The following is an 18,657-nucleotide window of genomic DNA, read 5'->3' as shown; positions in this document are numbered from 1 at the left end:
ATCCCTACGCCCGCCCCCGAGCGCCATGAGCGGTAACGGCACGCGCCGCCGGCCGGCGCCGGAGGATGACGATGAGCGCTATCATACGCTTGGCCGGTGGCGGGTTGTCGGCACTCACGTTGACGTTTTCTGTGTGGTCGCCGGCTGCGGCCACCGGGAGCGTGTGGCGCTGGACGTGCTGGTGCGGGCGTGCGGCTCCGATGCCATCGTAGCAGAGGCCGCCCTCCGTGTTCGCTGTCGGAGCTGTGGCGCCCGTGGTGGGCACATCCGGCCTGCGCCGCCTCCCAAGCCGGGTGGTTCGGGTTACCGGCTCTGGCTGCGGGAGGAAATGGAGCGGTGCCAAGCTGTGATTCCCTGGGGGCGTGAACAGCTATAGGCGCTGGCCGGAAAGCGGCACCACCGAATCGCGGGTGAGGCGGGAAGCGTCAATCCGCCCCCTCTGCTGGGTGAATTAATCGCAAAATTCATCGCCGGGAGCTTTTTGCTCGTGTTGTATCTCGTTGGTTCGCAACGATTTTATCTTGGGCGTGTCGCCACCCCGTGCGACGAAAAAAGCCCGCCGAAGCGGACCAATTTTTTGTTTTAGATCAATGGATTAGGGTGGCTGGGGCGCCAGGATTCGAACCTGGGAATGGCGGTACCAAAAACCGCTGCCTTACCGCTTGGCGACGCCCCAACCGACGGCGTGAAACGCCGGAAGGGGCCGCACCATAATCGGAAACTTGGCATTCCGCAACAGTCGAAATGCGCTTACCGCCCCTCGCGACGCCATGCCAGGAGCAGGCCGCCCAGCGCCAGCGCCAGGACTGCGCCGACCGGCAGAAGCGGCACCTCCGAGACCCCGGTCACGACGAAATCGCCGTTGGCGCGCAGGCCGATCCAGCCGTCGCCGGTGTGGGCGCGGTCGGGGCGTGTGCGGCGGACGTCGATACCGGGGCGCGGACCGCTCTCCGTGTCGGCGATCCAGTGAATGCCGCCGCCGGTTGCTTCCGCGACGGGAGCTAGCCTGTCGCCGGTGGCGCGCACGTCGGCCAGTTCCGGCGGGTTGACGGCGCCGACCACGGCGAGCGCGGTGCGGTCGCCGTCGGTCACGCGGTAGATGCCGGGCTCCGCCGCGATCACCGTGGCGGTGGCGCGGCCGGACTTGTCCTCGGTCATCTCCAGCGTGCGGGTCTCGTCGGACGGGGTGGTCAGGGTGACCGAGCGCGGATCGGGCTCCAGAGAGCGGCGCTCCACCGTGATCTTGTTGCCATCCACGCGGGCGCGGAGGTCGTTCTCCTCCAACTCCGGCTCCTTCATCAGCCAGTGAGCGAGGCGGCGCAGCAGTTCGGCCTGCGGGCCGCCGCCCTCATAGCCACGGCTCCACAGCCAGATCTGGTCGGAGGCCAACTGCGCCACGCGCCCTTTGCCAACGCGGTCGAGCACCAGAAGCGGCCGGTTGTCGGCGCCGTCCATCACGACGGAACCGTTGTTCGGTGAAACTTCCACCTGATGGAACCAGCGGCCCCATGTGGGTTCGCCTTCCGCCTTGTCGCCGGGCAGGCCGGAGGTGACGGGGTGGCGGCGACCGACTTCGGTCACCTTCGGCTTGAAGGGGCGGTCGATGGTCTGGCCGGTGGGCTCGGCGGGAAGGACCTGACCCAGCGGTGTCCGGAACAGCGACAGCGGCGTGGCATAGCCCTGGCCGGAGGTCTCCAGCAAGGCGCCGCCCTTTTGCACATACTCGGCGATGTTCTCCAGATACATCTGCGGCAGCACGCCGCGTCGGCGGTAGCGGTCGAAGATGATCAGGTCGAACTCGTCCAGCTTGATCTCGAACAGCTCGCGGATGGGGAAGGCGATCAGCGACAGCTCACGGATCGGCGTGCCGTCCTGCTTTTCCGGCGGGCGCAGGATGGTGAAGTGGACGAGATCGACGGACGGATCGGCCTTCAGCAGGTTGCGCCATGTCCGCTCGCCCGCGTGCGGCTCCCCGGAGACCAGCAGGACGCGCAGGCGGTCGCGCACGCCGTTCACCACGACGGCGGTGCGGTTGTTGGCGAGGGTCAATTCCTGCTTGGCGGCCTCGACCTCCATCTCCAGCACGTTCTGGCCGCCGTGGCCGACGGGAAGTTCCATGTGGAAGTCGCGGCCCACGGGAACGCGGACGGTGCGGGGCGGGCCGCCGTCCTGGCGCAGGGTGACGGCGGCGTCCTGGCTCTGGCGGCCGGGCATGTCGTCCACGCGGATGGTCAGCTCCACCGGCTTGCCGACGAGGCCGTAGGTGGGGGCCTGAACGATGGTCAGGCGGCGGTCACCCTCGTTGCGCTGGCCGGTCAGCAGCGTGTGCACCGGGCCAATCTCGGCGAGCTTGGCGAGGTTTTCCGGAACGTCGTGGACTTGGCCGTCGGTGATCAGCACCGCACCGGCCATCCGGCGGCGCGGAACGTCGGCCATGGCGCGGTTCAGCGCGTCGAACAGCTGCGTCTCGTTGATCGCGGCGGCGCCGGACGAGCCGTCGCCCGCCCGCACGACGCGGACTTCCAGGTCGTCGAAGGCCTTCAGCCGGTTGGTCAGATCGTCCAGCGCGCGTTCGGCCTGCGCCCTGCGGTCGCCGATGTTCTGGCTGGGCGAGGCGTCGAGGACAACGACGGCCACGTCCTTGATCGGCTCGCGCTTTTCATGGACCAGGGACGGGTTGATGAGGGCGAGCGCCAGGACGAGGACGGCCAGCGTGCGCAGCCACACGCCCCGCGCGCGGCGGAACAGAGCAAGCAGAAGCACCAGCACGGCCACCACCAGCAGCGGCGCCAGAATCGCCCAGGGCAGAAGCGGTGCCAGCGCGATGGAGGTTCCGGCGAAGTCCGTCACTGGCCGAGCCTTTCAAGGATCGCGGGCACATGCACCTGATCGGCCTTGTAGTTGCCGGTCAGCGCGTACATCACAAGATTGACGCCGAACCGGTAGGCCATCTCTCGCTGCCGCTCGCCGCCAGGGACGACGGCGTACATGGGTTGGCCGTTGCGGCTCACCGCCCAGGCGGCGGCCCAGTCGTTGCCACCGATGATGACGGGCGAAACGCCGTCGTTGGCGCGGCCCTCGCGCGCCTCGATCCACAGATCGCCGCCGTTGTAGCGGCCGGGGAAGTCGTTCAGCAGGTAAAAGGACTTGGTCAGCACATGGTCGGGCGGCACCGGGGCCAGGGCCGGCACGTCCAGCCCCTCCACCAGCGTTTGCAGCGACCGCGTGCCGCCGAGGGCGCCGGCCGACTGGTCGCGCGTGTCGAACAGGATGGTGCCACCGTTGCGCATGTATTCGTTGATGCGCGTGCGCGCCTGGTCGCTGAGGGCGCGTTGGCCCGGCGTGACCGGCCAGTAGAGCAGGGGGAAGAAGGCCAGCTCGTCGGCTTCCAGATCGACGCCGACCGCGCCGGACGCCTCGACGGCGGTGCGGCGGTTCAGCACTTCGACCAGCCCTTCCAGGCCGGAGCGGGAGGTGTCGTCCACCACGCCGTCGCCGGTGCGGACGTAGGCGAGATAGGTCTCGGCCGTCACCTTGGTCGCCTGCATGTCGTCCGCGCGGGCGGGCTTCAGCGGAAGCGAGGCGACCGCGAGGAGGATCGCGGCGGCGGCAGCCCCCGCGCGGCGGCGGGCGGTCCAGCGGCCGAGCAGGCCGCGCAGGGCCAGCGCGATCAGCAGATCCACCGTGGCGAGGGCGAGGGCGACGCCCAGCAGGCCCGGCTTCAAGGGAACCTCGCCCCGGCTTCCGTAGGCGGCGCGGGCGACGCCGCCGGGCAGCGCGCCCAGCGGTTCGATCCTGGTCAGCGAGGCGGTCAGGTTCAGCGCGCGCCGCGCGTCGTCGGTGCCGTAGAAACCCGGCGGGTGGCGCGGCCCGATCGCGTCGGCGTTCGCGTCGCCGCTCAGGGGAAAGGCGGTGGCCGGCGGTGGCACCAGCCGGCCGTAGCCGTCCAGCACCTCCAGCGGTTCCAGCGCGCCGTTGGCGCCGGCTCCGGTGACTCCGCCGCTGAGCGCGACGAGGCGGCGCAGCATGTTCACGAACAGACCAGACATGGGCAGGTTGGACCAGTCGGGGCTGGCGGTGGTGTGGACCAGCACGATGTGCCCGTCGCCGCGCTTTTCCGAGGTGACCAGCGGCGTGCCGTCGGCCAGCCGCGCCCAGGTGCGGTCGGCGAGGTCGAGCGACGGTTCGGCCAGCACCTGTCGGGTGATCTGCACGTCGGGGGGGATGGGCAGGCCGGCAAAGGGGCTTTTCGCGTCGAACGGCTGGAGGCGGGCCGGTTCCGACCAGGACAGGGCGCCGCCCAGCGCGCGGTCGCCGACGCGCAGCCGCACCGGCACCAGCTTGTCGGGGTTCTGCGCCAGACGGGGACCGGCAAAGCGCAGCAGCACGCCGCCCTTCTTTACCCAATCCTCGATGGTCTGCGCCTCTTGCCCGCCCAGCGCGCCGATGTCGGACAGGATCAGCACGGCGAGGTCGCGTTTCAACAGGTCGGCGGTCTCGCCGCGCCGCACCTCGTTGTAGGGGGCGAGGGCGCGTTCCAAGTAGTGCAGGTCGGACAGAAGCGGCTGGTTCTCGCCCTCCGGACGGCCGGACGACAGACCGACCGGGCGGCGGCGCCAACGTTCGTCCAGCAGGACGGTGGCGCCGGCTGTCGTGTCGTTCTCGATGCGAAGCGCCGCGGCGTCGTTGCGCAACTCGGCCGGCACGTCCAGCCGCACCTCGCGGACCAACTGGCCCGGCTCGAAGGCCACCGTCTGGCGGGTCAGCAGACGGCCATCGGCGCCGGCAAGGCGCACGGTGACGGGCTCCGGCCGGCTGGCGTCGGCGCGCACGACGCGGGCGGTCAGGGCGGTGCCCTCCGGGGCTGGTGGCAGCAGGAGGTGGGCGGGCTTCTCGGACGAGTCGTCGAGGACTTCGGCGGAACCCAGCCGTTGCAGCGCCTCGGCCAGGGCGCGGGCGGACTTGTCGCCCAGCCCGTCCGACAGCCACACGGTGTGGGCGGCCCCCTTTGTGGTCAGGGCGCGCACCGCCTCAAGCGCGGCGGCACGGTCGGTCGGCCAGGGCAGGGGTTCCATCGCCTGGACGATGCGGCGCGCCTCGGCGGCGGGCATGGGCGGGGAGGGGTGGATCTTCTCGCCGCTGGCCGGTGGGGCGGTGGTCAGCACGATCACCGGGCGGTTCTGCCGCTCGGCCTGCCCGACCAGTTCCTCCATGGTGCGGCGGCGGTTCGGCCAGTCGCGGCCCGACGCCCAGCCGTTGTCCACCAGAAGCAGCAACGGTCCACTGCCGGGCAGGGCGGCGCGCGGGTTCAGCAGGGGGCCGGCCAAGGCCAGGATGACCAGAGCGGCGACGATCAGGCGCAGGATCAGCAGCCACAGCGGCGTGCGGGCCGGCGTCTCCTCCCGCGCCACGAGGTCACGCAGCAGGCGGATGGCCGGAAAGCGGACCACGCGCGGGGCGGGCGGCGTCACCCGCAGCAGCCACCACAGCACCGGCAGCACGGCCAGCGCGGTGAGGACCCACGGGGCGGCGAAGGCGATCGGTCCGAAACCCAGCATCAGCGTTTACGGTCTTCCTGCACGAAAGGAACTAATGTGCGGTCTGGTTGTGCTTTTCCCAAGTGGTCGCGTTGGGCCCCCACCCTAACCCTCCACCTTGCGGCGGGGGAGGGGATAAAACCTGCCCCCGCCGCAAGGTGGGGGAAGGAGAGGCCCACGCAAAGCGTGGGAGGAAGGGGGCTCTTCTCAACCAATCCTCACACCGCCTCCCGCGCCAGGGCGCCCCAGAGACCCAGCAGCGCGGCCTGCGGCGGTCGGTCGGTCCGGTGCACGGCGAAGCTCCACCCGGCAGCGCGGGCCAGGGCGGCAAGGCCGTCCTGGTGGGCGTGCAGCCGCTCCAGATAGGCCTCGCGCACCGCCTCGACGCGCGGCACCAGCAACTCGTCCTCGCCTTCGAAGCCTTCGAACTCGACGCGGCCGTCGTAGGGCAGGGTCTCCTCCGCCGGATCAAGGATCTGGAGCAGATGCCCGCGCACGCCGCGCCCGGTCAGGGCGGAAATCGTCGCGTGAATCTCCGGCAGGGGCGACAGCAGGTCGCCAGCCAGAACCACCTGGGCGTGGCGGGGCAGGGGCTCCGGCGTCGGCAGGCCTTCCGGCGCGTGGGCGTTGCGCGGATCAGTCATCAGCCCGGCCATGCGGTTCAGCGCGAACTTGCCGTGGTCCGGACGCACGCCGGAGTTCAGCAGGCCGACCCGCTCGCCGCCGCGCACCAGAAGCACCGCCGTGGCGAGCGTCAGCAGGTCGGCGCGGTCGCGCTTGGTCGGCAGGGCCTTGTCGGAGCGGTAGTCCATGCTGGGCGACCGGTCGCGCCACAGCCAGACGGTCTGCGCCGCCTCCCACTCGTTCTCGCGGACGTAGACGGGCTGGGTCTTGCCCGACTGACGCCAGTCGATCATCTGGGGCGAGTCGCCCGGCTGGTAGCGGCGGAACTGCCAGAAGGTCTCGCCGAGGCCGACGCGGCGCCGTCCGTGCACACCCTGGGCGACGGTGGAGGCCACGCGCTCCGCCGCGACCAGCAGAGGAGGCAGCGTGGCGGACAGTCCCTCCGCCCGCTGCTGCGCGCGGAGCGCCGAAACGCCGAGGGTTGGGGCGGCCATCGACCGGTCCTTACGCCAGCGGCGCGCAGAGGCGGCCGATGATGTCGTCCAGCGTGACGCCGTCCGCCCGTGCTGCGAAGTTCAGCGCCATGCGGTGGCCGAGCACCGGCTTCGCCAGTGCTACCACGTCGTCCAGCGACGGGGCGATGCGCCCGTCCAGCACGGCGCGGGCGCGGGCGGCGAGCATCAGAGCCTGACTGGCGCGCGGCCCCGGCCCCCAGGCGACGTGGCGCTGCACCTCCGGCAGGTCGGTCGTCTCCGGCCGGCCCCGGCGCACGAGGTCGAGAATGCCCTCCACCACGCCCTCGCTGACGGGCACGCGGCGAACCAGCCGTTGCGCGGCCTGAAGGTCGGCGGGGCTCAGCACGGTCACCGCCTTTTCGTCCGTCACGCCGGTGGTGGCGATCATCATGCGCCGTTCGGCGTCGCGGTCAGGGTAGCTGACGTCCACCTGCATCAGGAAGCGGTCGAGCTGCGCTTCGGGTAGGGGATAGGTGCCTTCCTGCTCCAGCGGGTTCTGGGTGGCCAGGACGTGAAACGGCTCGGGCAGGGGGTGGTAGTGGCCGGCGACCGACACGCGGTGTTCCTGCATGGCCTGGAGAAGCGCCGACTGGGTGCGCGGGCTGGCGCGGTTGATCTCGTCCGCCATAAGGAGCTGACTGAACACCGGGCCGGGAATGAAGCGGAAGGAGCGGCGGCCCGACTCGTTCTCCTCCAGCACTTCGGACCCCAGGATGTCGGCCGGCATCAGGTCGGGCGTGCACTGGATGCGCTTCTCGGCGAGGCCCAGCACGGTGCCCAGCGTCTCGACCAGCCGCGTCTTGGCAAGGCCCGGCACGCCGATCAGCAGCACGTGGCCCCCGGCCAGAAGCGTGATCAGCGTCAGGTCGATCACATCCTGCTGGCCGAAGATGATCCGGCCGATGCGGTCGCGCACATGCGCGAGCCGGCCGCCGAGCGCTTCGATCTCCGCCATCAGTTGGTGAGGATTCTCGGAACCCGGTATCGATTGCGGAGTCGGGGCGGCGTCCGTTGCGCTCACGTCAATGCTCCTATTCAAAACCGTAACTGTGGACCTATGTGACGAGTATGGCGAAATTACGTTACGCGGCCGTACCGATGGCCGAACCGGGTGAAGGCATTCGATGAAGGTCGGTGACGAAAGGGCGAATGACAAGCGCTCCGATGGGGATGCGCTTGGAAAGCTGAAGTTCCTGCCCAAGGAGCAGGTCTTCGACATCCGCATCGCGCGGGACGGGACGTGGTTCCACGAAGGCGACCCGATCCGGCGGATCGAGCTGGTGAAGCTGTTCTCCACCGTTCTGCGGCGGGATGACGCAGGCGATTTTTGGCTCGTTACGCCTGTTGAGCGCGGGCGCATAGTTGTCGAGGACGCACCCTTCGTCGCTGTCGAGATGTCGGCAAGTGGAGATGGCGACGATCAGGTGATATCGTTCCGAACAAATTTAGACGAATGGGTTGAGGCTGGGTCGGATCATCCGATCAGGGTCGCCCATAATCCTCAAAGCGGAGAGCCGATACCCTATATAGAAATAAGAAATAGGCTGGAGGCACGGATCCTGCGGTCGGTCTATTACGAAATGGTGGACCGCGCCGTCCTGAGAGATGGCATGAAGGACAGGTCTGCGCCAGACGGCGATGATGGGGAGGCTGAGATCGGCCTATGGAGCAGGAAAGTCTTCTTCGCGCTGGGCAAGCTGCCTGGAGACTGACGTTGGAGGACGTGCGCAAGCGCTTTCCAGGGAGCGCCGCCGCGACCCTGCGCCCGGTTAAGGTGCGCGGCGATCACGACCTGAATCCCGGCTTCGGCCCGCCGGACAAGCTGCGCGAGGCGGCGGTTCTGGTGCCGCTGGTGGAGCATGCGGAGGGCGCCACGGTGATCTTCACCCAGCGCACCGCCCACCTGACCGCCCACGCCGGGCAGATCAGCTTTCCGGGCGGCCGGATGGAGGCGTTCGATGGCTCGCCCGAGGAAACCGCCCTGCGCGAGACGGAGGAAGAGATCGGGTTGAGCCGTGATCACGTCGAGATCATCGGCCGGCTCGACACCTACGTGACGCGCACGGGGTTCCGGGTGACTCCGGTGGTCGGGGTGGTGCGTCCGCCCTTCCTGCTGACTCCCGACCCGACGGAGGTCGCGGAGGTGTTCGAGGTGCCGCTCGCCTTCATCCTCGACCCGTCCAATCCGCAGCGGCACAGCCGCGAATTCCAGGGGGCCAAGCGGTTCTTCTACGTCTTCCCGTACCAGCACCGCTTCATCTGGGGAGCGACGGCCGGCATGCTGGTGAACCTGCGCGACGTGCTGCGCGAGGACACGTTGGGAGAGCCCCCCATCGGCGAAACCCCCATCGGCAAAACGCAGTAGGCGGTGCCGGGTGCTGAGGATCTTCCTGACGGTCGTGGTGCCCTTGCTGCTGCCGACGGCCGGTTACCTGCTCTACATCATCGTCATCGAACGCCGCCGCGCCCAGGCGGAGGAGGCGCACCTCCGCGCCCCCTGGTGGGTGACCGCGCCGTGGCACTGGCTGGTGCTGGGCGGGGTGGGGCTGATGGCCCTGACGCTCGGCACCCTGGCGCTGACCAGCGGTGCGCCGCCGCACAGCCCCTACGCTCCGGCGCATCTGGAAAACGGCACGCTGATCGAGGGTCGCCAAGGTGCGCCCGCCGGGAAGTAAGGCGTGCGCCCGCTGGAAAGTAAGGCGGCGGCGGGTTAGCGTGCCGGCATGACCGCGACCGCCCGCCTTGCCCCGCAGCCCTGGATGATATCCCCCGAAACGCGCGCCGTTCTGGACGCGCTGGCCGCCGGGGGCGCTGACGCGCGCTTCGTCGGCGGCTGCGTGCGCGACGCTTGGCTCGGCCGCAAGGTCAAGGACATCGACATCGCGACCCACGCCCCGCCCGAGCGCGTGATCGAACTGCTGGAAGCCGCCGGCCTGCACGCCATTCCCACTGGCATCGAGCACGGCACCGTGACCGCCGTGTCCGGCAAGTGTCACTACGAGATCACCACGCTGCGCCGCGACGTCGAGACGTTCGGCCGGCACGCCCGCGTCGAGTTCACCGACGACTGGCGAGAGGACGCCGCCCGCCGCGACCTGACCATGAACGCCCTGAGCTGCACGGCGGACGGTTTGGTCTACGACCCCTTCGGCGGCCTCGCAGACATGGCGGCGGGGCGGGTGCGCTTTGTTGGCGACGCGCGCCAGCGCATCGAAGAGGATGTGCTGCGCCTGCTGCGCTTCTTCCGCTTCCACGCGCATTACGGCCGGGGCGAGCCGGATGCCGAGGCGCTGGCCGCCTGCACGGCCATGGCCCCGCGTTTGCCGACCCTGTCCGGCGAGCGCGTGCGGGGCGAGTTGTCCCGCCTGCTGGCCGCCAAGGACCCGGCGTCCATTTGGCGCCTGATGCTGGATCGGGGGGTGATGGAGCACCTGTTGCCCACCGCGACGGAGACCGCGCGCTTGGACGGCCTCGTCCGGCTGGAGCATGACTTGGCCGAGCCGCCCGACGCCGTGCGCCGCTTTGCCGCCGTCCTGGCGACCGACCGTGCCGGCGCGCTGAAGGCGTCGGAGGCCTTGAAGCTGTCCAACGCCGATCGCGACCGTCTGGTCGGCTTGGTCGAGCCGCCCATGGCTGTCTCAACGTCGGACAACGCCGTCAAACGCCGCCAAGCGCTCTATCGGCTGGGCGACGCAGGGCTGTATCGGGATCTGGTGATGCTGGCGGCGGTGGACGCACCCGGTCCGGTCGCGCTGAGCGCGGTGAAGGCGGCGCTCGACACGGCGGACGACCTGCCGGCCTTGCGCCTGCCCATCGCCGGGCGCGATCTGCTGGCGATGGGGCTGAAGCCGGGACCGGAGGTCGGCAAGCTCATGAAGGACGTCGAGGCGTGGTGGATCGCCGAGGATTTCCGGCCGGGGCGGGAGGAGTGTTTGGGCGAGGCGCAACGGCGCTTGCGCGTGCCCCCTCCCTGACCCTCACGGCCACTTAACTTCCGGCGGCAGGCTCATGAGGATGGCCTCCGTGTTGCCGCCGGTCTTCAGGCCGAAGGTCGTTCCCCGGTCGTAGAGAAGGTTGAACTCCACGTACCGTCCACGGCGGATCAGCTGGTGCTCGCGCTGTTCGGCAGTCCAAGGCTCGTTCATGTGGCGGCGGACGAGCGCCGGGTAGACCTCCAGGAAGGCCAGCCCGACGTCGCGAGTGAAGGCAAAATCAGCCTCCCAGTCGCCGGAATCCAGATTGTCGAAGAAGATGCCGCCCACACCGCGCGCCTCGCCCCGGTGCGGCAGGAAGAAGTAGCGGTCGCACCATTCCTTGTAGCGCGCATAATAGGCTGGGTCGTGCCTGTCGCAGGCGATTTTCAGCGCCGCGTGGAAGTCCGCCGTGTCCTGCGGGTTCTCGACCATCGGCGTCAGGTCGGCGCCGCCGCCGAACCAGCCGATGCTCGTCGCGATGTGCCGCGTGTTCATGTGCGTGGCCGGCACCAGCGGCGAGCGCATGTGGGCGACAAGGCTGATGCCGGAGGCCCAGAACCGCCCGTCGTCGCCCGCGCCGGGAATGTTGGCGCGGAATTCCGGGCTGAAGGTGCCGTGCACGGTGGAGATGTTGACGCCCACCTTTTCGAACACGCGACCCTTCATCACCGACATGACGCCGCCGCCGCCTTCGCCGCCGCCGTGATCGGGGCGGGTCCAGGCCTTGCGCTCGAACCGGCCGGGGGGAAGGTCGGCGTGAGTGCCCGTCAGGTCGTCCTCCAGCCGCTCGAACGCCGCGCAGATGCGGTCGCGCAACTCGGCGAACCACGCGGTCGCGCGGGCCTTTTGGTCTTCGGTGGGGACGGTAGGCGTTTCGGGAACGGGCATCGGTTGCTCTCCGGCCTTCTTCGAAGGGGGCCTCTATTGCGGAAGTGCGGCGGTCTGTCGCAGGGCTTCACCCAACACCATCGCCGCGCTAAGTGCAACATTCAGAGAACGCGCAGGCGGCTTCAGCGGGATCACGAGGCGGGCGTCGGCGGCCTCGTGCACCTCGTCCGGCACCCCGGCGCTCTCGCGCCCGACCATGATCCGGTCGTCGGGGGCGAAGGCGAAGTCGGTGTAGGGGATGGCGCCGCGCGTGGTCAGCAGCACCAGACGTCCGGCGTGGGGTGCGCGGGCGTAGGCCGACCACGAGGCGTGTCGCGTCATGGCGAGCTGGTCCAAATAGTCCATGCCGGCGCGCCGCAGCTTTCGGTCGTCGAGGACGAAGCCGCAGGGCTCGATCAGGTCGAGGGCGACCCCGAGTCCCGCCGCCAGACGCATCAGGGTGCCGGCGTTCTGCGGGATATCCGGTTCGAAGAGCACGAGACGCATGCAGAGAATCCCTGGGAAGAATGCGGGTTTTTAGCAAATTCTGATGTTGCAGCGCGGCGCGCGACACATTGTCCGATTACAAAGCCTTTTCAAGGCGTGGCCGCGACGGTATACCGCACCCGGAATAACCGGGGCCAGCCACCCCGGACGACGCGGCGCGCCCTCGCTCACCCATTCGGCGGACTCGCCCGTCAAGTCGTGATAAAGAACGGCCACGTGCCATCGGGCGCTTCGGCGCGCCGCGTATGCCTTGAGGAGTAACACGCTTATGGCTCAGACCACGCATCCGCCCGGGACGGGTGCCCATGCGGCCCCCGGCGGCGAGGGGACTTCCCGCCGTGACTTCCTCTATCTCGCCACCGGAGCGGTGGGTGCCGTTGGTGTCGCCGCGGCCGCCTGGCCGTTCGTCGACAGCATGAACCCGGCCGCCGACACGCTGGCGCTCGCCTCGATCGACGTGGATCTGGCCCCGGTCGCGGAAGGTCAGGCCATCACGGTCACCTGGCGCGGCAAGCCGGTGTTCATCCGCCACCGCACGGGCGCGGAGATCGAGGAGGCCAAGAAGGTCAACCTCGGCGAGCTGCGCGATCCGGTCGCCGACGATGCTCGCGTCAAGAAGCCGGAATGGCTAATCGTCATCGGCATCTGCACGCACCTCGGCTGCGTGCCGCTGGGGCAGAAGCCGACCGATCCGAAGGGCGACTACAACGGCTGGTTCTGCCCGTGCCACGGTTCGCACTACGACACCGCCGGCCGCATCCGCAAGGGTCCGGCCCCGGCCAACCTCGTCGTTCCGCAGTACGCCTTCACGGGCGACACCGCGATCCGGCTCGGCTAAGCGGCCCTAAGGTTCTGGAGACCCCAAGATGGCTCAGGCTCACGCCCCCCAGTTCAAGAACCCCGTCGTGAAGTGGATCGACAGCCGCCTGCCGATCTTCACGATGCTGGATCACGAGTACAACCAGTATCCGATGCCCCGGAACGTCAACTATCTGTGGGCGTTCGGTGCGATTGCCGGCATCATGCTGGTGATCATGATCGCGACCGGCCTCGTGCTGGCCATGCAGTACGCCGCCAACACGACGATCGCGTTCGAGTCGGTCGAGCGCATCATGCGCGACGTGAACTACGGCTGGCTGCTGCGCTACGTCCACGCCAACGGCGCGTCGATGTTCTTCATCGCCGTCTACATCCACATGTTCCGCGGCCTGTACTACGGTTCCTACAAGGCCCCGCGTGAGATCCTGTGGATCCTCGGCGTGTTCATCCTGCTGGCCATGATGGCGACCGCCTTCATGGGCTACGTGCTGCCGTGGGGCCAGATGAGCTTCTGGGGCGCCACCGTCATCACGAACCTGTTCTCGGCCTTCCCGATCGTCGGCGACCCGATCGTGACCTGGCTGTGGGGCGGCTTCTCGGTCGACAACCCGACGCTGAACCGCTTCTTCGCGCTGCACTTCCTGCTGCCGTTCGTGCTGCTGGGTCTGGTGATCCTGCACACCGCCGCGCTGCACGTGTCCGGCTCGAACAACCCGCTGGGCATCGACCCGAAGGGCCCGCAGGACACCGTGCCGTTCAACCCGTACGTCACGCTGAAGGACGGCTTCGCGGTCGTCGTGTTCCTGATCTTCTACGCGGCCTTCGTGTTCTTCGCGCCGAACTACCTCGGCCACCCGGACAACTACATCCCGGCCAACCCGCTGGTCACCCCGGCGCACATCGTTCCGGAATGGTACTTCCTGCCGTTCTACGCGATCCTGCGCGCGATCCCGGACAAGCTGGGCGGCGTGCTCGCCATGTTCGGCGCCATCGCGGTCCTGGCGGTTCTGCCGTGGCTCGACACCTCCAAGGTGCGCAGCTGCAAGTTCCGTCCGATCTATCGGCAATTCTTCTGGATCCTCGCCATCGACGCCCTGGTGCTCGGCTATGCCGGCGCCATGCCCGCCGAAGGCGTGTGGCTGCTGATCGCCCGCATCGGCACCGCCTACTACTTCTTCCACTTCCTGGTCCTGCTGCCGCTGCTGGGCAAGCTGGAGCGTCCGCTGCCGCTCCCGGCCAGCATCAGCGAACCCGTTCTGAAGGGCGGTGGGCGCGTTGCCGCCGGCGCCCATGCCAAGCCCATGGAGAAGGCCTAATGCGCGCTCTGAAGACTGCAATCCTCTCGGCGGCCTTCGCCCTGGGTCTCGCTGGCGCCGCGCAGGCGTCGGAGGCGGTCCACATCCCGCAGCAGAGCTGGCCGCACAGCGGCGTGTTCGGCACCATCGACAAGGCGTCGGCGCAGCGCGGCTTCCAGATCTTCAAGGAAGTCTGCGCGTCCTGCCACTCGGCGAAGCTGGTACCGATCCGCACCCTGGCGGGCATCGGCTTCAGCGAAGACGAGCTGAAGGCGCTCGCCGCCGGCTATGAGGTCCAGGCCGGTCCGAACGATTCGGGCGAGATGTTCATGCGTCCGGCTGTTCCGGCCGACCGCTTCCCGTCGCCGTTCCCCAACGACAACGCGGCGCGCGCGGCGAACAACGGCGCCCTGCCGCCCGACCTGTCGCTGATCGCCAAGGCCCGCGTCGGTGGCGAGGACTATCTGTACGCCTTCCTGACCGGTTTCGAGGACAACCCGCCGGAAGGCGTGAACCTGATGCCGGGCATGAACTACAACAAGTACTTCCCGGGCCATCAGGTCGGCATGCCGAACATCCTTCAGCCGGACGGCGTGACCTACGCCGACGGCACGAAGGCGACGGTCGAGCAGCAGGCCAAGGACGTTGCCACCTTCCTGACCTTCATCGCCGAGCCGCACCTGGATGCGCGCAAGCAGATGGGCGTTAAGGTGATCCTGTTCCTGCTGGTGCTGGCCGGTCTGATGTACGCGTCCAAGCGCAAGCTGTGGGCGGGCCTGCACTGATCTCGGCTTCTGCCGAAGGATCAATTAAGACTGGACAGGGCGCCTTCGGGCGCCCTGTTCTGTTATGGGCACCAATTCGCAAGAGGCTGGCATGGTGGACAAGCTGATCGACGAGATCGTGGACTTCTGGTTCGACGAGGCGATGAAGCCCTACTGGTTCCGGAAATCCGACAGCTTCGACCGCACGGTGCGGGACACGCTGCTGCCCCATTACGAGAACGCCGCGGCCGGCAAGTACGACCACTGGAAGGACGACGTGGACGGCTGCATCGCCCTGTGCGTCCTGCTGGACCAGGTGCCGCGCAACGTCTTCCGGGGCGACCCGCGGGCCTTCGCGACCGACGGGAAGGCCCGCGCTGTGGCCCGCCACGCCGTCGAGCAGGGCTTCGACCTGGAATGCAACGCCGACGAAAAGATCTTCCTCTATCTGCCCTTCGAGCATCATGAGGATCCGGAGAGCCAGGAGTTGTCCTGCACCCTCTGCCGGGAGCGGATCGGCGATCCGGAAATCGTCCGCTACGCCGAACGGCACCGCGAAATCATCGAGCGGTTCGGCCGCTTTCCCCACCGCAACGCCGTCCTCGGCCGCACCAGCACGCCGGATGAGGTCGAATTCCTCAAGGAGCCGGATTCGTCGTTCTGACCAGGGCGGCGTCCGGCGCATCCAGCCAGCGCGCCAGCGCCGCCAGCAGGTCGGCGCGGCGCACCGGCTTCACGAGATGCTCGTTCATGCCGGCGGCGAGGCTGCGGACGCGGTCCTCCGGGAAGCCGTGGGCGGTGACGGCGATGATCGGAACACGCCCGCGCTGGTCGGCCATGGGCGGGTCGGACATGGCCCGAATCTTCCGGGTCGCGGTCAGCCCGTCCATGCCGGGCATCGACACGTCCATCAGCACGGCGTCGAAGGGGATTGCGGCGTTGGCGACGGCGTGAATGGCCTCGACGCCATCGCTGGCCGCCTCCACCGAAAAGCCGACCTTGCGCAGGAGGGCCGTGATCAGGGCGCGGTTGGTCGCGCTGTCGTCCACCACCAGCAAACGGCCGCCCCGCGCGCGCGCCCACACGGCCAGCCGCTCGTCGATCGACGGAGCCGCCATCGGGTCAAGCGACGGGGTGCCTTGCGGCTGCGGGTGCAACATGTCGCCGTCCACGGCTGCCTTTGGCAAATTGCAACGCAGTTTGCGGCCTGCCCGACGTGAAAGCCTTGACTCTCCGTCGAACGGGCCGTTTCAGATACTTTGTTAGCAAACGATGGGCCAAACGGGGCTCGGCAGAGCCGCGCGCGATGGCGTATGGTCGCGCGCGATTAGGGAATTGGTGCGGAGGGACTTCATGGGCGTTGTCGACCGGATCTGGACGGCCTTCGCGGCTTTGAACGGCGCGGTTGCGGTGGGGGCGGGGGCCTACGCCAGCCACGGCCTGGCCGGCGATCCGCGCGCGCAGGAACTGTTCCACCTCGCCGGACAATACCAGATGTGGCACGCGCTGGCGCTGGTTGCCTTGGTGGTGCTGGTCCGGCGCGCGGGCGGCACGGCGCGGGTGGCGGTCCGTCTGGCTGGTTGGCTGTTCGTCGCGGGCATTTTGCTGTTCAGCGGAACGCTCTACGCGCTCGCCACGACCGGGCCGCTGCCCGTCGGCATGACAGCGCCGCTCGGTGGGTCCGCCTTCATGCTGGGATGGGTTGTTCTGGCGATGGCGGCGCTGTTGTTCGGCCGCCGCTTCTTCGAGGAGCGGTGAGAGCTTACGCTGGCGCGTTGGTGGATTCGGGCGTCGGCGCCGAGGCGCCCTCGTCCTTGCGGGTGCCGGGGGCGCAGAACAGGCCGTGCAGGGTCGCCATGACGGTCTGCGCCTCGTGCCCGTTTAGCGAATAGTAGATGTTCTGGGCGGACCGGCGCGTGCGCACCAGCTTGTCCCGGCGCAGGCGGGCAAGGTGCTGCGACAGCGCCGACTGGCTGAGATCGACCAACTCCTCCAACTCACCCACGGACTTTTCGCCTTCGGTCAGGTAGCAGAGGATGAGCAGGCGGCGCTCGTTGCTCATGGCTTTCAGCAGCGTGCTGGCCCGGCGCGCGTTGCTCTGCAGGTCGGCGATGTTCATCAAGTCTACCATGGCTGTCGACGTCAACCCCGGCCGCACGTGAACGCAGCGCCCGTGATATATCATTCGTGCTCAATGATATGGAAGGGCTCGGCGGACTGTCTACCCGTGGAAGTCCCGTAGGCCCAGCGATGTCCCCGGTTCCGTCAACGCTTGCCTCGACGGCGTTGAGCGGACCGGCGAGCGCCTTTAGGATCAACGCGCAAGCCTTGGATCGAAGGAGATGTCCACCATGACCGACCACCGCCTGGACGCCAAGGGGTTGCAGTGCCCGTTGCCGGTGCTCCGCGCGCGCAAGGCGCTGAAGGCGATCGCCGTCGGCGAGGTGCTGACGGTCGAGGCGACGGATCCCGGCGCGGTCAAGGACTTTCCCGCCTTCTGCGAGGCCACGGGCAACCGCCTGCGGTCCAGCGACGAGGAGGCGGGTGTCTACCGTTTCGTGATCGAGCGCGTCGTCTGAAGGATTTCCGCGCGTCCGCCGCGCAAAAGGGGTGGTTTTCCACGTCGTGGGGGATGTGACGTTAAGCCCCGGAATCAGCCTGTACTTTCATTAGCGATCCGGGAACAATAGCGGCAGGAAATGCCTCGTCCACCAACGAAAAACGACAGAAAAACATGCTCACCACCCTGTTCACCCACGCCGCCTGCCTGGAACACGACACAGGGCTGGGCCATCCGGAATGCGCGGACCGCCTGCGCGCCGTGCTGGCCGCTCTGGAGACGGAGGAGTTCTATCTTCTGGAGCGCCAGGAGGCACCGCGCGCCACCATTGAGCAGCTCGCCCGCGCCCATCCGAAGGAACACATCGACCGCGTCCTGTCGGCCATTCCGGAGCATGAGCACGCGGGCATCGACGCCGACACGGTGGTCTCGCCGGGATCGGGCGAGGCGGCGTTGCGGGCGGCCGGGGCGGTAATCGCGGCGGTGGATGCGGTGGCGACCGGCCATTCGCGCAATGCCTTCTGCGCCGTGCGCCCGCCGGGGCACCATGCCGAGTACGACAAGGCGATGGGGTTCTGCCTGTTCAACAACGTGGCGGTGGGCGCCTATCACGCGCGCGCCGTTCATGGGTTGCAGCGGGTGGCGGTGGTGGACTTCGACGTGCACCATGGCAACGGCACGCAGGACATTTTCCAGCGCGACCCGGACCTGCTCTACTGCTCGACCCACCAGTCGCCGCTCTATCCCGGCACGGGCGACGCGGGCGAGCGGGGCGAATACGGCAACTGCGTGAACGCGCCGCTGGCGGCCATGGCGGGCTCGCCGGAATTCCGTCACGCGATGACCCACATCATCCTGCCGGCCATCGACCACTTCAAACCCGACCTGCTGATGATCTCCGCCGGGTTCGACGCGCACTCCCGCGACCCGCTGGCCAGCCTGCACCTGACCGACGACGATTTCGTCTGGGCGACGCGCAAGCTGGGCGACATGGCGCGCACCCACTGCGGCGCGCGCATTGTGTCCGTGCTCGAAGGGGGGTACAACCTCCGCGCCCTGGCTTCCGCTTGCGCGGCGCATGTCCGCGAGCTGATGTACTGCTGACCGCAGATTCTTCCGGCTAGGCCCGTGGCGAGACCGTCATACGTCCGCCGCGGGCCTTGCGCATTGGGGGCACGGGTCATAACTTCGGATT

19 protein-coding genes and 1 tRNA gene are annotated in these 18,657 nt (G+C 68.6%); 11 read left to right on the top strand and 9 right to left on the bottom strand.

Going from position 1 to position 18,657, the window contains the following annotated elements; translation table 11 throughout:
• Positions 1-601: 601 nt before the first annotated feature.
• The 5 genes from J2852_RS16990 to J2852_RS16970 form a co-directional block, all read right to left on the bottom strand.
• Positions 602-676, bottom strand: a tRNA-Gln gene (locus tag J2852_RS16990).
• Positions 677-750: 74 nt separating this feature from the next.
• Positions 751-2,850 carry a glutamine amidotransferase gene (locus J2852_RS16985; RefSeq protein ID WP_209877622.1) on the bottom strand — a complete coding sequence of 700 codons (2,100 nt, stop codon included), beginning with the start codon at positions 2,848-2,850 and terminating at the stop codon, positions 751-753.
• Positions 2,847-5,558, bottom strand: coding sequence for a DUF4159 domain-containing protein (locus J2852_RS16980; protein ID WP_209877620.1), 2,712 nt, complete (start codon positions 5,556-5,558; stop codon positions 2,847-2,849). The genes J2852_RS16985 and J2852_RS16980 overlap by 4 nt, the downstream gene beginning before the upstream one ends.
• A 197-nt stretch (positions 5,559-5,755) precedes the next feature.
• Positions 5,756-6,655, bottom strand: coding sequence for a DUF58 domain-containing protein (locus J2852_RS16975; protein ID WP_209877618.1), 900 nt, complete (start codon positions 6,653-6,655; stop codon positions 5,756-5,758).
• A 10-nt stretch (positions 6,656-6,665) separates the two neighbouring features.
• Positions 6,666-7,697 carry an AAA family ATPase gene (locus J2852_RS16970; RefSeq protein ID WP_425514387.1) on the bottom strand — a complete coding sequence of 344 codons (1,032 nt, stop codon included), beginning with the start codon at positions 7,695-7,697 and terminating at the stop codon, positions 6,666-6,668.
• A 103-nt stretch (positions 7,698-7,800) separates the two neighbouring features.
• Here J2852_RS16970 and J2852_RS16965 point away from each other — a divergent pair, with 103 nt between their 5' ends.
• Genes J2852_RS16965 through J2852_RS16950 form a run of 4 tightly spaced genes read left to right on the top strand, consistent with a single transcriptional unit; the run spans position 7,801 to position 10,650 of the window.
• Positions 7,801-8,388 (top strand): DUF1285 domain-containing protein, encoded by a 588-nt coding sequence (locus J2852_RS16965; protein WP_209877616.1) that lies wholly within the window; start codon positions 7,801-7,803, stop codon positions 8,386-8,388.
• A complete protein-coding gene (locus J2852_RS16960; RefSeq protein WP_246499788.1) occupies positions 8,385-9,041 on the top strand; it encodes a CoA pyrophosphatase in 657 nt (218 codons plus the stop codon). Before J2852_RS16965 ends, J2852_RS16960 begins: the two co-directional genes overlap by 4 nt.
• 10 nt (positions 9,042-9,051) lie before the next feature.
• Positions 9,052-9,351: a DUF6111 family protein gene (locus J2852_RS16955; protein WP_209877612.1), complete on the top strand. Its 300-nt coding sequence runs from the start codon at positions 9,052-9,054 to the stop codon at positions 9,349-9,351.
• Positions 9,352-9,399: 48 nt separating this feature from the next.
• Entirely contained in the window at positions 9,400-10,650 is a 1,251-nt protein-coding gene (locus J2852_RS16950) for a CCA tRNA nucleotidyltransferase (protein WP_209877610.1), read from the top strand.
• 3 nt (positions 10,651-10,653) lie between these two features.
• Here J2852_RS16950 and hemF read toward each other — a convergent pair whose 3' ends face one another.
• On the bottom strand, positions 10,654-11,538 hold the full coding sequence (gene hemF, locus J2852_RS16945; RefSeq protein WP_209877608.1) for an oxygen-dependent coproporphyrinogen oxidase: 885 nt from the start codon (positions 11,536-11,538) through the stop codon (positions 10,654-10,656).
• Between the two features lie 33 nt (positions 11,539-11,571).
• Entirely contained in the window at positions 11,572-12,024 is a 453-nt protein-coding gene (locus tag J2852_RS16940; RefSeq protein ID WP_209877606.1) for a tRNA (cytidine(34)-2'-O)-methyltransferase, read from the bottom strand.
• Between the two features lie 268 nt (positions 12,025-12,292).
• Between J2852_RS16940 and petA the strand changes: the two genes are divergently transcribed.
• The 4 genes from petA to J2852_RS16920 all read left to right on the top strand — a co-directional run bounded on the left by petA (position 12,293) and on the right by J2852_RS16920 (position 15,566).
• Positions 12,293-12,862: a ubiquinol-cytochrome c reductase iron-sulfur subunit gene (gene petA, locus J2852_RS16935; RefSeq protein ID WP_209877604.1), complete on the top strand. Its 570-nt coding sequence runs from the start codon at positions 12,293-12,295 to the stop codon at positions 12,860-12,862.
• Positions 12,863-12,890: 28 nt separating this feature from the next.
• Positions 12,891-14,159, top strand: a complete 1,269-nt coding sequence (locus J2852_RS16930; RefSeq protein WP_209877602.1) for a cytochrome b — start codon at positions 12,891-12,893, stop codon at positions 14,157-14,159.
• Positions 14,159-14,923: a cytochrome c1 gene (locus J2852_RS16925; RefSeq protein ID WP_209877600.1), complete on the top strand. Its 765-nt coding sequence runs from the start codon at positions 14,159-14,161 to the stop codon at positions 14,921-14,923. The genes J2852_RS16930 and J2852_RS16925 overlap by 1 nt, the downstream gene beginning before the upstream one ends.
• A gap of 91 nt (positions 14,924-15,014) precedes the next feature.
• Positions 15,015-15,566, top strand: coding sequence for a DUF924 family protein (locus J2852_RS16920; protein ID WP_209877598.1), 552 nt, complete (start codon positions 15,015-15,017; stop codon positions 15,564-15,566).
• Here J2852_RS16920 and J2852_RS16915 read toward each other — a convergent pair.
• A complete protein-coding gene (locus J2852_RS16915; RefSeq protein ID WP_209877596.1) occupies positions 15,541-16,062 on the bottom strand; it encodes a response regulator in 522 nt (173 codons plus the stop codon). The two genes, J2852_RS16920 and J2852_RS16915, sit on opposite strands and share 26 nt — an antisense overlap.
• A gap of 193 nt (positions 16,063-16,255) precedes the next feature.
• Here J2852_RS16915 and J2852_RS16910 point away from each other — a divergent pair, with 193 nt between their 5' ends.
• Complete coding sequence (locus J2852_RS16910; protein ID WP_209877594.1) at positions 16,256-16,660, top strand: DUF423 domain-containing protein; 405 nt, start codon at positions 16,256-16,258, stop codon at positions 16,658-16,660.
• 4 nt (positions 16,661-16,664) lie between these two features.
• On the opposite strand, the gene J2852_RS16905 is transcribed toward J2852_RS16910, so the two are convergent.
• Positions 16,665-17,021 (bottom strand): ArsR/SmtB family transcription factor, encoded by a 357-nt coding sequence (locus J2852_RS16905; protein ID WP_209877592.1) that lies wholly within the window; start codon positions 17,019-17,021, stop codon positions 16,665-16,667.
• Positions 17,022-17,253: 232 nt separating this feature from the next.
• Between J2852_RS16905 and J2852_RS16900 the strand changes: the two genes are divergently transcribed.
• Both J2852_RS16900 and J2852_RS16895 read left to right on the top strand, forming a co-directional pair.
• Positions 17,254-17,481 (top strand): sulfurtransferase TusA family protein, encoded by a 228-nt coding sequence (locus J2852_RS16900; RefSeq protein WP_209877590.1) that lies wholly within the window; start codon positions 17,254-17,256, stop codon positions 17,479-17,481.
• Positions 17,482-17,636: 155 nt separating this feature from the next.
• A complete protein-coding gene (locus J2852_RS16895) occupies positions 17,637-18,566 on the top strand; it encodes a histone deacetylase family protein (RefSeq protein WP_209877588.1) in 930 nt (309 codons plus the stop codon).
• Positions 18,567-18,657: the final 91 nt, after the last annotated feature.

The organism is Azospirillum soli (assembly GCF_017876165.1).
GTDB lineage: Bacteria > Pseudomonadota > Alphaproteobacteria > Azospirillales > Azospirillaceae > Azospirillum > Azospirillum soli.
The sequence above is the reverse complement of the archived record's forward strand: the minus strand, read 5'-3'. Positions and strand labels throughout refer to the sequence as shown.